Source organism: Sphingobacterium sp. BIGb0116 (assembly GCF_024808035.1).
In the GTDB taxonomy this organism is placed as follows: Bacteria; Bacteroidota; Bacteroidia; order Sphingobacteriales; family Sphingobacteriaceae; genus Sphingobacterium; species Sphingobacterium paramultivorum.
The window spans coordinates 1-13,140 of record NZ_JANUDT010000005.1 but is presented as its reverse complement, the minus strand read 5'-3'; the positions used below and the strand labels follow the sequence as shown (position 1 = coordinate 13,140).

Annotated in this window: 13 protein-coding genes; 7 read left to right on the top strand and 6 right to left on the bottom strand. The window is 37.1% G+C overall.

Annotated elements, in window-relative coordinates:
• Positions 1-154: 154 nt before the first annotated feature.
• The gene (locus tag M2419_RS13110) at positions 155-1,330 is read right to left on the bottom strand and encodes a FecR family protein (RefSeq protein ID WP_153846907.1); all 1,176 of its coding nucleotides are present in this window, start codon (positions 1,328-1,330) and stop codon (positions 155-157) included.
• Positions 1,331-1,701: 371 nt separating this feature from the next.
• Here M2419_RS13110 and M2419_RS13105 point away from each other — a divergent pair, with 371 nt between their 5' ends.
• Positions 1,702-2,127 (top strand): hypothetical protein, encoded by a 426-nt coding sequence (locus M2419_RS13105; RefSeq protein WP_153846908.1) that lies wholly within the window; start codon positions 1,702-1,704, stop codon positions 2,125-2,127.
• Here M2419_RS13105 and M2419_RS13100 read toward each other — a convergent pair.
• From M2419_RS13100 to M2419_RS13085, 4 genes are all read right to left on the bottom strand, one after another.
• Complete coding sequence (locus M2419_RS13100; RefSeq protein WP_153846909.1) at positions 2,108-2,980, bottom strand: DMT family transporter; 873 nt, start codon at positions 2,978-2,980, stop codon at positions 2,108-2,110. The genes M2419_RS13105 and M2419_RS13100 overlap by 20 nt on opposite strands.
• A complete protein-coding gene (locus tag M2419_RS13095; RefSeq protein ID WP_153846910.1) occupies positions 2,967-3,785 on the bottom strand; it encodes an alpha/beta hydrolase family protein in 819 nt (272 codons plus the stop codon). The genes M2419_RS13100 and M2419_RS13095 overlap by 14 nt, the downstream gene beginning before the upstream one ends.
• A 74-nt stretch (positions 3,786-3,859) precedes the next feature.
• On the bottom strand, positions 3,860-4,435 hold the full coding sequence (locus M2419_RS13090) for a Crp/Fnr family transcriptional regulator (protein ID WP_182332680.1): 576 nt from the start codon (positions 4,433-4,435) through the stop codon (positions 3,860-3,862).
• Between the two features lie 134 nt (positions 4,436-4,569).
• Positions 4,570-6,003 (bottom strand): S41 family peptidase, encoded by a 1,434-nt coding sequence (locus M2419_RS13085; RefSeq protein WP_153846911.1) that lies wholly within the window; start codon positions 6,001-6,003, stop codon positions 4,570-4,572.
• A gap of 653 nt (positions 6,004-6,656) precedes the next feature.
• Here M2419_RS13085 and M2419_RS13080 point away from each other — a divergent pair.
• The 3 genes from M2419_RS13080 (at position 6,657) to M2419_RS13070 (ending at position 10,182) form a co-directional block, all read left to right on the top strand.
• Entirely contained in the window at positions 6,657-7,178 is a 522-nt protein-coding gene (locus tag M2419_RS13080) for a GNAT family N-acetyltransferase (protein WP_153846913.1), read from the top strand.
• Between the two features lie 331 nt (positions 7,179-7,509).
• Positions 7,510-8,571, top strand: a complete 1,062-nt coding sequence (locus M2419_RS13075) for a helix-turn-helix domain-containing protein (protein ID WP_153846914.1) — start codon at positions 7,510-7,512, stop codon at positions 8,569-8,571.
• 99 nt (positions 8,572-8,670) lie between these two features.
• Positions 8,671-10,182 carry a PQQ-dependent sugar dehydrogenase gene (locus M2419_RS13070; RefSeq protein ID WP_153846915.1) on the top strand — a complete coding sequence of 504 codons (1,512 nt, stop codon included), beginning with the start codon at positions 8,671-8,673 and terminating at the stop codon, positions 10,180-10,182.
• 283 nt (positions 10,183-10,465) lie between these two features.
• On the opposite strand, the gene M2419_RS13065 is transcribed toward M2419_RS13070, so the two are convergent.
• Positions 10,466-11,245 (bottom strand): hypothetical protein, encoded by a 780-nt coding sequence (locus M2419_RS13065; protein WP_153846916.1) that lies wholly within the window; start codon positions 11,243-11,245, stop codon positions 10,466-10,468.
• A gap of 355 nt (positions 11,246-11,600) precedes the next feature.
• Here M2419_RS13065 and M2419_RS13060 point away from each other — a divergent pair, with 355 nt between their 5' ends.
• From M2419_RS13060 to M2419_RS13050, 3 genes are read left to right on the top strand one after another with little or no spacing between them, the layout of a single operon-like run.
• Positions 11,601-12,440, top strand: a complete 840-nt coding sequence (locus M2419_RS13060) for a bifunctional 2-polyprenyl-6-hydroxyphenol methylase/3-demethylubiquinol 3-O-methyltransferase UbiG (RefSeq protein ID WP_259255230.1) — start codon at positions 11,601-11,603, stop codon at positions 12,438-12,440.
• Positions 12,430-12,642: a hypothetical protein gene (locus tag M2419_RS13055; protein WP_159728625.1), complete on the top strand. Its 213-nt coding sequence runs from the start codon at positions 12,430-12,432 to the stop codon at positions 12,640-12,642. Before M2419_RS13060 ends, M2419_RS13055 begins: the two co-directional genes overlap by 11 nt.
• On the top strand, positions 12,642-12,773 hold the full coding sequence (locus tag M2419_RS13050; RefSeq protein ID WP_259255229.1) for a hypothetical protein: 132 nt from the start codon (positions 12,642-12,644) through the stop codon (positions 12,771-12,773). Before M2419_RS13055 ends, M2419_RS13050 begins: the two co-directional genes overlap by 1 nt.
• The last annotated feature ends 367 nt before the right edge of the window (positions 12,774-13,140 follow it).

Genomic DNA, 13,140 nt, shown 5'->3' with positions numbered 1-13,140 from the left:
ATTAAACTGATTGGGTAAATCGGTCAAAAATGGAGATCGCTATTATGGCCGATTAATGTTCGTAGCATTGGTCGGCTTTTTTAGTATCTCGTTTGGTCTCGTTAGGTTGGTTTTCTCATAATTGTTGTTTTTGGGTTATTTTATGGATAATTGGTTAGTTTGAAACAAAGAGTTTACGAATTCCATTTTCTTGGATCAATTCAAATTTAATATGGCTACGCTCCAGGATCTTTAGGACTGCCGCGAGACTTTTCGTGCGTTTAATCTCGCCATATAAAAGTGTTTCTTTTATCGGTTGCGTGTAGATGATTTGCAGGTCATACCATTGGCCGATCAGTTGTAGAGCAGTATGAAGGTCCGTTTCATTAAAATAGAATTTATTGTCGAGCCATGCGATGTAATTAGCGGGATCGACCACTTTTTTAGATAGTTGACCCGAAGCTAAGAGCGCTTGCTGATTGGGCTTGAGCTGTAATGTTTGCCCTTGCGCCGATAGATTGATACTTCCCTCCACAAGCGTTGTACTACTTTGGGATTTCGAATAGGTGTTTACGTTGAATTCAGTACCCGTGACTTCAATTTGTTGCCCGTTGGAAAGGACATGGAAGGGCACCTTTTTATTTTTTGCAATTTTAAAATAGGCTTCGCCGTCCACTTCAACAACACGTTTGTTTTTTGCAAAATGAAGTGGGTATTTAAGTGTTGTTTTTGCATTGAGCGTAATCTCCGATCCATCTTCCAATTGGAGTTGCAGCATTGTGCCTGCGGGGGTATTGACTGTGGCCATCAGATCTCCTTTTAAAGATGCGTTTTGAAGGATAGTACCGTCTTCGTAGGTTAAATTGTCTCCTGAAACCAAGGCTCCTTTCTGACTCGATACCTGGAGCACTTTGCCGTTCGAAAGCCGTATTTCTGCCTGGTTGCTCTGTGCTTCTACGTCATTTAAGACGATTCGATTACTGACTGGTGCAACTTGTTTCCTAACCATGAAATACATCAAACCTCCTAAGATTATGCTTATTAAAGCTGCAGCGTAGGGAAGCAAGCGTTTCATATTTCTGATGGGGGATGATTTTACCGCAGTGGTCCGAATTGTTTCTAGGGTCTTTGCTTTTAACCTTTCGTTCCAATCCATTGCATCTGAAGCCTGAAGCTCGTTCCATTGATTTAAGTCGTTTATCAAATCATTGCTATCCAGGAGGTCTTCAAAAAAAATACGGTGTTCTGCTGATTCATCCAACCATAACTTTAAATCAGCCTTTTCATCGGACGTTAAGTTGTCGCCAATGTACTTTATGATTAGTTGTTTGATATCATCAGTCAATCTCATGGTGTATAATTTTAGATAGATACGTAACAGGAAGGATAAACCTTAGTAAAAAAATGAAAAAATAATCAGGGGTAGCGTGCCGACAAATATTAAGGTCCAAGCGTCCAATATCGTCAATACCACGTCCAATATTACTTTGACATTTATCTTTCAAGGATTAATTTGCACCTTTAAAAAGATTATTGTCTTTATTAAAGCTTGATGTTAGTGGGATTTTTCAGCTGTAACTTGTAAAAGGTCGGCGTTGAAATCAGTTTTGGAATTGCAGCTCCCCGTAGGAACTGGTCGAAATTTATTAAAGGGAAATAGGAGGGAACGAGGAGTTCAGGCCTATTCGCCGCTTTGTTTATTTATTTTAAAATATTGTGCTGATGAAAAGAAAGCTAAGTTTTATTTTCTTGCGAGTTATAGGGTTTAGTGTATTGACGACCTTTGTCCTTACAGCTATACTTCAGGCAAATAATGAGGCGGCAAAAAGAGCACGGTGTTACATGCCCTTATTTACTGAATTGCTGCTTTCATTCGTGGCACTCTGTATTGCGATTGGTACGATGTCTATTTTTCTAAATCTAAATAAGCAATTCAGAAGCAGTAGGCTCGCACGGGCACTATCCTTTGTTTTATTGCCCGCCGCAGTTAGCCTATTGTTTTCGTCCTTTCTGATCCAAACTGGTGGAGCATCCAACTTATTTGAAATGCTCCACATGGCTGCAACCATAGTTCCGGTATGGGGGCTGATCTTATGGCAATATAATAGATTTAATCATTGGCTGGCTACTACGACTTACCAACATTAATTATAATGACGGCCATTAAAATCAGGAGTATGCCAAACCATTGGAATCCTGAAACAACTTCCTGTAGAACCAACATGGCAGATAAGGTAGAAACGGGAATTTCTAAACTGGAAATAATATTTCCCATCGCTATGCCGGTTTTTGGGATTCCTTTTGTAAATAGTAAGGGTGGAAGAATAGTTCCAAAAATGGCAATCAATAATCCCCAAGGTAATGCATTAGGTTGCATATACCGAATAATATCAATGTTCCAAAATGCTACGATGAGCAGCAGTCCGCCTAAGACCAAGAATTGGCTACGTATCGGACTCGGTAACTCTTTCTCCACTGTGCTTGAAGCATAAATTGCCAACGCATAACTTATTCCCGCTCCGAAACCCAGTATTATTCCTCTGTAATCAAGGTTATTATTGTTTTGGAATAGATTGGTTGCTAAGGTCGTGCCGAGCAAAACAATAATAACTCCTGTTATCTTGCCTTTTGACGGAAACTTTTTAAACAGCACTGCTTCTGCAACCAAACTTATCCAAATGGATTGCATCAGTAAAATAATTCCAGCGGATACGGGGATATATTGGATGGAGAGATAGTAAAGTGTTGTTGTTAGACCAAGGGAAATGCCCCAGACCATCAGTTTAATTTTTGATGAAAATTTGATGGCGTTATGTTCTTCTGCATTACGCTTTGACAACAGATTAAAGGACAACAAAAAGAGAAAACCAAACATAAACTGCAGAAAGGTCAACAAACTTGTATGTATCCCTAAATGGTTTGCATATTTCACAATTGTTGCGAGCAGTCCATAACTACATGCGCCTGCAGCAACATAGAGCGTCGATTTATAGTCCTTCATGTTGAAAGTAGTTTTGAAATAAAGCCAATTGTTGTGATAGTGATTTGCTCCAATAAGCAGTATCGTGTCCTCCTTTTGATTCGATGTAAAGATGCTCGATATTTTTGTCGGTCAGATGCTTGTGGAATGTACGGTTCATTGCCAGCATTTGTAGGTCCTCGGTCCCACAATCGAGGATATAGCGTTGTTTATTGTGCTTCATTTTATCTTCGTTGCTGTAGATGCGGTCTACATCGTTCAGATTTTTATAATCGCCCAATACCTTGTCTACCTGATATTGCTGGTAGGCTTGTCCGAAGCGGTCGAAATCAATAGCACCGCATGAACTTCCGACGATCGAAAATGTCTGTGGATAGGCTATGCCGATGTGCAATGCTCCGTAGCCACCCATGCTCCAGCCCAGTATTCCGCGCGCATCTCGGTTTTGTTTCGTCGGGTAGTGATGATCGATGTAACTTACTAGCTCATTTCCGATAAAAGTGGTGTACTGTGCATGTGGATCGATGGGACTATCTACGTACCAAGAATTGAAATTTCCATCTGGTAGTACATAGATCGTCTGAAATGTTTTTGCTTTTTGGATTAAGTCCGGAATGTCTTCTTGCACTGTACGGGTCGGGTTGCCGCTATAACCATGGAGAATATAAACTGTTTTATAATTGATCCCGTCTTGCATGTCGGGTGTAATTATAATGGTTTCAATGTTTTTGTCCATTTTGGCACTATGGATTTTTGTCTTAACGACTTTTTGCGCCGCCAGTGGTAGGCTAAGGGCAGAAAATAGGAGTGTGTATACTGTTTTCATAGCTTAAAATTTTGTCTTTATAAGGCAAAATTCAACAGTATAATCTTTAAAAACGTGTACACATGTTGATGGAATTATTCTTTTAATTCCTTACGGATACGGCTTAATTGCGTGGGAGTTACACCAAGATAGGAGGCGATATGATGCTGCTTGAGGCGTTTGAAAAGCACCTGATTCTTAACAAGTTCAAGATAACGTTCCTTTGCAGATTCCCACTTGAGCTCGATTTCAAGTGGTTCTTTTTTGACCACCCAATTCTTTTCAAGGTAGGCTATCTGAAAGAGCGCCAAATCATGCTTTGTGCGGACAAGCTCACGGAAAGCCTTGGCTGAATATTGAATTAGCTCCACATCTTCGAGTGCAATGATGTTGAAGGTGCTCGGTTTTTCTTCAATGATGGCGGCGGTGGAAGCGCAAAAGCTATTTTCTTCAAAAAACATTTTGTAGATGGTATCACCATCAGGATCTAATTTATAATAACCTAATAATCCTTTGCATATAAAATAATAGTACTTAGCATATTCTCCAGCACGTAGAATATGTTCATTTTTTTTGAACTGCTTCACCTGAAAGATAGTTTTCAAAATTTCTGTCGTAGCTGGGCTAAGCGCAGCATAAGTATTCATTTCGAAGAGGAGTTTTTCTATCATCGTTGCTCCATGTTTTCTTTTTTATCAATACCGAGTCATGTAATACCGAATTGCAAAGCTAAGGAAAAAAGAATTTATGCAATTGGACAATGCCATGTATAAGCATTATTCGTCTGAAAACAGGAGTAAAATCATTACAAGGTATTTACGACTTGTTGGAGAATAAAATCTAGCTGTCGATCAAATTTTGTGTTTAAGTCTTTTGGTTGTAATGCTATTTCAACATCTGGTTTTATGCCTTTTGGATCACTCCTAAAATTCGGCGTCTTCATTTTATACTGGAAAGTAGGTATCCAAACTAATGTTTTCGAATATGGTAAGGCAAAAGCCTGTCCACCTGCATTACTGTAGTTACTTCCCTGGCTATATTCACCATAGAATTTTCCAATTTTATATTCCCGCATTAGGGATAATAAATGCCCTGTGGTTGAAAAACATCCACCATTTATCAAAACACTAATTCGTCCGGTATAAAAATTCGTTTTATTTTCTTGTTTTTTAAACCACCAATAATCATCAGGACTATTGGTCGATGTGTAGCAGTTTAGTCCGTATTTATTCTTCGTTTCTTCTAAGTCTATTTCTTCGATATTATCAGGAAACTGTGCATAGTGTTTCCAAGCTTTTACGCTGTTGTATTTGGCTGCAACATAGTCAAAATAATCATAGGGCACATTGACCAGATACGAAAATAAGTAATTGGCTATTTCTGCGGCGCCGCCACCGTTGTCACGTAAGTCAATAACTAGATTTTTTATTTTTAAACTGTCAACTTTTGCGAAAAAAGCATCTAGTTGACTTTGTGCAATTTTTCTGTCAGCTTCGTTGTAGCCATTTTCAAAAGAATGAAATCTGAGTATGGCGACATTATTTGATTTGAAGTCTGTCGTTAGTGGTTGAATATTTTCGGTACTGGCTTTAGTGAACGCATCAAAAGTAATCCCAGGAAAAATCGCTTTCTTGACATGTCCATTTTCCTCCATATATTCAATTTCGAATGTCTGAGATGGGTTATAAATAAAATAATAAAAGGGGAAATTTTTAAACCTTGTGTTTAATCCAGTCTCATTATTTCCTTCCAGATGGATATAGTTTTTAATTTCTTTAACAACCGAATGGATGTTCTTCCCGTTGATTTTCAGAATCTGTAAGCCGGAATAGTTGCTGTTTTCTACGACAGACTTATCAAAATAGTATTGATCTTTAATTTTATAGATACTGAATGGGAAAACCAATCTCTCTTTTAGTAATGCTAAAATTTTATTTCTGTCAACTGCAGTATGACCATCTTTAACCTTTGCCATTAATGTAGCGGTCAATTTATAGTATTCTATGATTGACAAATCATGCTTGATGGAGTTTTTTAGATCAAAATAAGTTTTGTCAAATTCTTTCTTCGAGGTAAACATAAACTCTCCAGGATGAATGCTATTCATCAAGTTATATAGCGTAGTAAATTCGGCGGTAATACTGTCTTTTTTTAGGGTTTTGTCAAACAAAAAGTTGTTTTGCGCAAAGCTGAAATTTATTTTAAAAAATAGGAGTAGAAATAATACTTTAAAATTCATAATTGATTAGTTATTAAGTCTCGCAGTTGACCGACCTGCTGGCGATTAATGGAAAAAATATAGACGCCGTGTAGACTAAGTTGTACAAAATGTTCAATTTCAAATCATACGCGCCAATACTTTTTCAGCTTGTCCAAACTTAAAGAAAAAAAATAGTACGAAGGGCATTGATGTGTACATATTTTATGCTTTTTTGGGGTACAGATGAAAACTTATTAGGATTTCATTCCGACGGTTCTTTTTTACTACCCATTTCTTTTCGAGATAAACAATCTGAAAGAGCGCTAAATCGTGCCGGATCATCATTACACTCACGGAAAGGTTTGACTGAATTCGGAATCAACTCTACATCGTCGAGTGCAATGATGTTGAATGCGCTCGATTTTTTTTTGGTGATGGCGGCGGTGAAAGCACAAAAGCTATTTTCTTCAAAAAAGACTTTGTAGATGGTATTGCCATCAGCGTCCAGTTTAGAATGACTTAATATTCCATTGCATATAAAATAATAGTGCTTGGCATATTTCCCAGCACGTAGTTGAGTAAAGGATTTTTACCGACTACAGCCTCTAAACCCCGCAGTGTCGAATTGCGCAAGATTCGGATTTTTTAAATTTTTAAGTATATAGATATTTGTATTATAAATATTTTATGCTATGAAAGTTAAAAATTGTTTAACAAGCGATATTGAAGATATAATGGCACTTTATAATGCCGCCAGAGATTTGCAAATGCAGCGGAAAATGGTCGTTTGGCCTTTCTTTGAATATTCATATCTAAAAAAGGAAATAGACGAGAGCCGTCAATGGAAAATCGTTATAGACCATATAATAGCATGCAATTGGACCATCACCTTCGAAGATAAGGAGATTTGGGGCGAAAAAGATAAAAACGATGCTATTTATATTCACCGTATCTGTACGAATCCAAAATTGAGGGGAAATAGATATATCGATGAAATCGTAGACTGGGCAAAAGAATATGCAAAGAACCTTGGAAAACGTTTTGTCCGCCTTGACACTTTGGGAAATAACACAAAATTGATTCAACATTATACTTCGGCAGGTTTTAGTTTCTTAGGAATGGTTAAATTGACTGAAACAAACAATTTGCCGGCTCATTATCAAAACGAGAGAAATTGCTGTCGCTTTGAATTAGATCTGCAAATTAGGAATTGATTCCTGAATCACTATTTATATCACTCAAATATTTATATTTGAGTGATATAAATAGTGATGCCATTAACGATGTTCTCTCCACTAACCATACTGAATACTATTGCGAGTATCTCTGCTTTAGTTCATTCACCTAGACTGCAAGCCTTAGCCAAAATGGATAGGGGTGCAATTGTGCTAAAAACAGGGCAAAAAGTAACGAATTTATTTAAGCAGCATCTTCTTGTTAAAATAACTATTCAACAAAAAGATGGCAAAGTCTTCAGATCATCTGTTTATCCCGCGATTTATATCGTTATCACAATAGCAGGCATCTCAAAGAGGGGAGGGCAGTATGAGCTTTGCTGAAAAAATTCTTTTCTTTATTAGTTTGTTGGGAGCATTTAACGCGTTCATTTTAGGCGTTTATTTTATCTTCTTTACAGCTAAGAAATATTTGCCTAATTACCTTTTAGGTGGATTGTTGATGGTACTGAGTATTCGGATTGGCAAATCGGTTATTTATTTTTTTGACGCCAATTTACCACGGACATTTCTTCAAATCGGGTTAACCGCATGCCTTTTTATCGGACCTTTTTTGTATTTCTTCATAAAATCTGAAATCAGAAAGATTAAAAGATTACCTCGCCTGTGGTTATGGCAACTTGTCGCCTGGTTTGTATTGATTGTTGTAATCGGTGTTATTTACCCTTACCAATATTTTGCGCCTTTATGGTGGCATTACATCATCCCTCTTATTTATTTTCAATGGGGGATTTATATTGTTTTTTCAGTCTTTTTACTGATGCCAATAATAAAAAGGGCGTTTGGTAAAGAAGAAATAAAAGTTTTTGAAAAATGGATATTGACTATATGTGGTGGGGTATTGCTACTTTTTGTATCCTACGTTTGGGCATTTTTTAATATTACCAAGGGCAGCTATATCCATGCCGCTATTTTCTTCTCTTTGATTATTTATCTCGTCATATTTACGTTGCTTTATCGAAAAAAAACGAACGACCTCTCTTCTTTCTCTTTGCAGAAATATGTAGACAAAAAAATAGATACTGAGGAGGTAAAGCAAATAATAGGGAAGTTAACACTGGTAATGATTGAAAAGGAGCTTTTTAAAAATCCAAACTTGAAGATATCAGAGTTGGCAAAAGCAATCAATATTTCCACTCATCAACTTTCACAGATTCTAAATGAAAGTATTGATAAGAATTTTACCCTTTTTGTGAACGAGTATAGAATAAATGAGGCCTGCAAACTATTGTTAAGTAATCCAAGCCTCACGGTTGAAGCTGTGGCGGATGAAGTCGGGTTCAATGCAAAATCAACTTTCTTTGCCGCGTTTAAAAAGATACAGGGTATAACTCCCAGTGTTTATCAGAAATTAAATACTCCAGAATTATAAAATCGTAGTACCGCATTTAGGTTATAAGACCCTAATCATAAAAGTAAGGTGCAAATTTGAGCGTCAAATAAAAATTTTATTACTTATCAAAACACTTTTATGAAAAATGTAATTCTGACTCTCTTGTTAATTGTCGTTATTTTTTTTTCCGCATTTTCTCAAAATCAGCCGACAGAAAGACAGCTAATAGAAAAGACAATAGAGCTTTATTTCGATGGTTGGGCAACCGGAGATAGTACTAAATTAGAACAGGCTATGCATTCTTCCTGTCATTTAAAGAACTATAACAATGGTAAATTTGTGGAGTTTACCAGAGATCAATACCTCAGTTTATTCAAACCTCATGAGCGCAACAAAAATTTAAAAACGCGCATAGTGGCGATGGATATTACCAACAATATGGGGAGCGCAAAAGTTGAAATCAGCACGGAGAGAGATTTGTATACAGACTATTTTAATCTGATGAAAACCAACGAGGGCTGGTTTATTGCCGATAAAGTTTCGACACGAACACCCCATAAAATAGTGGATGTAAACGCTATTCTACCGAAAAAGGAAACCATCATAGAAGGTTTAAAACGGCCGTGGAGTATTGCTTTTATGTCGGAGAATGAAGTGTTGATATCAGAGAAAGAAGGCCATCTTGTGAAGACTAATCTTTTGACCAAAGAAAAGACTAGGATACAAGGTTATCCAACCGATCTGGAGAATAGCATCGCTGGTTTTGGGGACAATACCGGGAAATTTGAAATATTGTTAGATCCCGATTTTAATACAAATAAGTATGTTTACTTATCGTATGTCGCCAAAAAGTCAGCGAGCAGAACGACAAAAATTATAAGAGCAGTGCTGAAAGACGACTCCTTACAGCAAATTAAAGTCCTTTTTGTCGCTGAGCCTTATACGAAAGAGCGGTATCACTACGGTGGTGGAATGGTGTTTGGGAACGATGGTAAACTCTATTTTACCATTGGCGAAAGATTGTTTTCTGAGCAGGACGAACCAATTATTCCTATTGCTCAAAATATCGAAGATAAAAGAGGGAAAATCTATCGAATTAATTCTGATGGAACTATCCCAAAGGATAATCTGGATTTTGGAAGTAAGGCGACTCCTGGATTATATGCGATAGGAATTAGGGCGGCGCAAGGAATAACGCTTGATAGAACTCATAACAAAATATGGTTTACCGAACACGGTACGCATCAGGGAGACGAAATTAATGTGCTCCATGCAAAAGCAAATTACGGTTGGCCAATGAAAACGACTGGGAAGTATCGTTTTGCGGAGTTTGCACCCAAAGCTATCCCCAATAATGTCTATACGGACCCTGTATGGTACTGGTTACACACTGTTGCACCGACAGGGTTACATTTTTATTCGGGAAGTGAGTTTGCAGCTTGGTCGGGAAACTTACTTGTGGGCGGATTATCGAAAGGTAGTTTATGGCGAATGGTTATCGAAGGGGAGTATGTACAACGTGTTGAAGAATTATTTACTGATGATAGAGTAAGGATACGAAAAGTGACACAAAGCCCCATGGGTAAATTATATATTCTTACGGATGAAATTGATGGTAAGTTAATCAGAGTAAGAAATGCAGCTTTCTAAGCGGAAGCGAGTTATTGCGAATATTCCCACCGAAAGAAATTGCTAAATAAAATACGCAGATTTCTTATATAACATCAAGGAGGAAAAGGGGCTTACGGCAGATACATATAAAAAAATCGTCCGGGCGATTTATAGTGACAGGTGTTGCTAATGTGTCTGCCGTATTTATAACCGGCTTTATACCGACATTGAGGTTTTTACTGTGAGGTGTCATTTCTCCTACGGATGCTATCGTTGCTACAACTGCTTTTGAAGAGATTGAAGGCTCCGAACAAAATGCTTGCTATTCTTTTTGGATGTAGTACTCGGTTCCATTCAGACCGACATATATTTCCTTGTCGAGGTCACCGCGATAGCCAATAAACAGCGGATACTGCTGTTCACGTAATGGATTATTATAAAGCTCCTCAATATTCGCATACTTTGCTTTTACAATGATTTGATTGGTCTCACTATTTTTTATTCCCTTTAGTAAAGTGTTCTCACTGGTAAAATCTACGTAAGGTATTTCTTTTCTTTTGGGGCGGAAAATCAATTTAACTCCTTCCTCAATCAACTCCTTATTTTTTATGCGAAATTCCTGAATGGATTGCTCTTCCGGAAATATTTGTTTTCCGCTCTGGTTGTCTTTGATGTGTTGAAAGAGTGTGTTTTGATCTATGCTGTCGCTAAAATAAACAGTTGAATTTTTGTACAGATAAATTGTTGTTTCACCTGTTTTAAAATCTGCGGCATTGTATTTATATACTCGTGTTCCCTTTTTATCGATACGGTAGCGTTCGCCATTGAATAGTACCCAAGCATAGTCTTCTGTTCCATATTTAATGATCTCAGGATTATTTACATGGAAAAGTTGGAAATTGTAATCAGCTTCGAATAGTTCTGCTTTTTCAAAAAGTGCCTTTATTTTAACGTTTAGTGATTTGTCACAGTAACCATAAAAGCTGTTCTGCATAAGTGTCGGAATTAAATCAGGATACACCAAATCCGTTGAAGCTAATTTATCTTGGGCTGGCGAAGGTATACTTAAGAGGGTTAGAAGAAGTAAAACAAAATTTTTCATCCGTTGTGCTATTTAATGTGCATAACAAAACTATCAAATTAGATCTGTTAAAAAATCAATGAAAATAGTGATTTTTAATCGGGGAATATTAGTGCCAATTCACCGTTAAAAATTAATCCAAATTTTCTATCTTTGTGGTCTGTTATACTATATCTAACATATTATCTGGTCTTACTCGAAAGACAACTCTAAAACAGAGTGATTAATGCATTGAAATCTTGTGGTTTTTAATGCACAGATAATCCTATCGACATATTTCTTAATCTTAAACAAAACAAACGATTGTCAAATCGATTGCATTATCACTTTTGCAGTGTATTCAACATTTCAAAATGTGGTGACACGATGAATAAAAATGAATAGTAAACAGTTAATAAGTAGAGATATAGAGCTATTTTACAATAGAGCATCCGAAGAAACTCGACTTGACAAAGGAATGGGCGTATTTGAATTTGAAAGAATTAAATCACTCGTAGAAAAATATATACCAACTTCATCTTCAAAAATAATAGATATTGGTGGTGGTACGGGAAAGTATTCGGAATGGCTTGCTAAAAAAGGACATCAAGTTCATTTGGTAGAGCCAGTTGCAAAACATATACAAATAGCCCAAAACAGAGCGAATAGATTAAAGAACAAGTTTTTTGTACATTTAGGAGAAGCTCGAAAATTGGAATTTCCAGATAATTATGCAGACCTAATAATACTACACGGCCCTCTTTATCATCTTCAAAAAAAGGAGGATAGAGATTTAGCCATTTGCGAAGCTAAACGTATTTTAAAGAATGATGGGATTATTTTGAGTTTTGCCATCAATTATACGGCATCAACATTGGTTGGTCTTTTAAACGGCTTAATTCACAAAAAGCCATTTTTTGAAATGTGCAAAGAAGAACTAATAAGGGGGATGCACAATCCGCCCGATGATTTCCCTTGGCTTTTAGCAGAAGCATTTTATCATAAGCCACAACAGCTAAAAGATGAATTTATAAATCAAGGCTTAACCTATCTAAATACTTATGCGGTTGAGGGTATGGCATGGTTGGATAAAGAATACTTTACCAATATGCTGAATAACAAAAAACGAAGAACATTAATGGAACTTATTCAAGTTACTGAAAACGACAGCTATCTTTTACCCTTTAGTCCACACATGATGATAGCTGTGCAAAAAAAATATAATTATGGAAAATAAAGAAAAATATTACAGAGCATTAATAGAAAATGACGGTCAACTCAATGAAATTGACCTCGGGGAAAAAATAGGACTTAATGAAGATGAAACAAACGAAATAATTGTACAGCTTCTATCTGAACATAAAATTGAATATGCAGAAAACAGAGCGTGTAATTACAGTCTAATGAAAAGGGTAAGAAAGAAAAATAACAGCAGGTAATGAGAGCTAAATTTTACAATCAGACATTGTCTAAACTGGAAACGGCAATCAACGAATTGGAAATTGAAACCGATTGCTCCGTACAACGGATGGAGGCTGTTATACACTTTATCCTTGAAGCACAGCGCTGAGCCTCCATTGGACCGAACCCGGCCGACCTTTCTTTCGAATCCTAATAGTCTTAAAACAAGAAAAGCTAATCTTGCGATTAGCTTTTTTCAGTGATCCCGCTGGGATTGGCTCAGCCCCTCATTTCCCAAGCACAGCCCTGAGCCTCCATTGGATCGAACCCGGCCGACCCTTCTTTCGAATCCTAATAGCTTTAAAACAAGAAAAGCTAATCTTGCGATTAGCTTTTCTTTTGTGATCCCGCTGGGATTGGCTCAACCCCTCATTTCCCAAACACAGCCCTGAGCCTCCATTGGATCGAACCCGGCCGACCCTTCTTTCGAATCCTAATAGCTTTAAAACAAGAAAAGCTAATCTTGCGATTAGCTT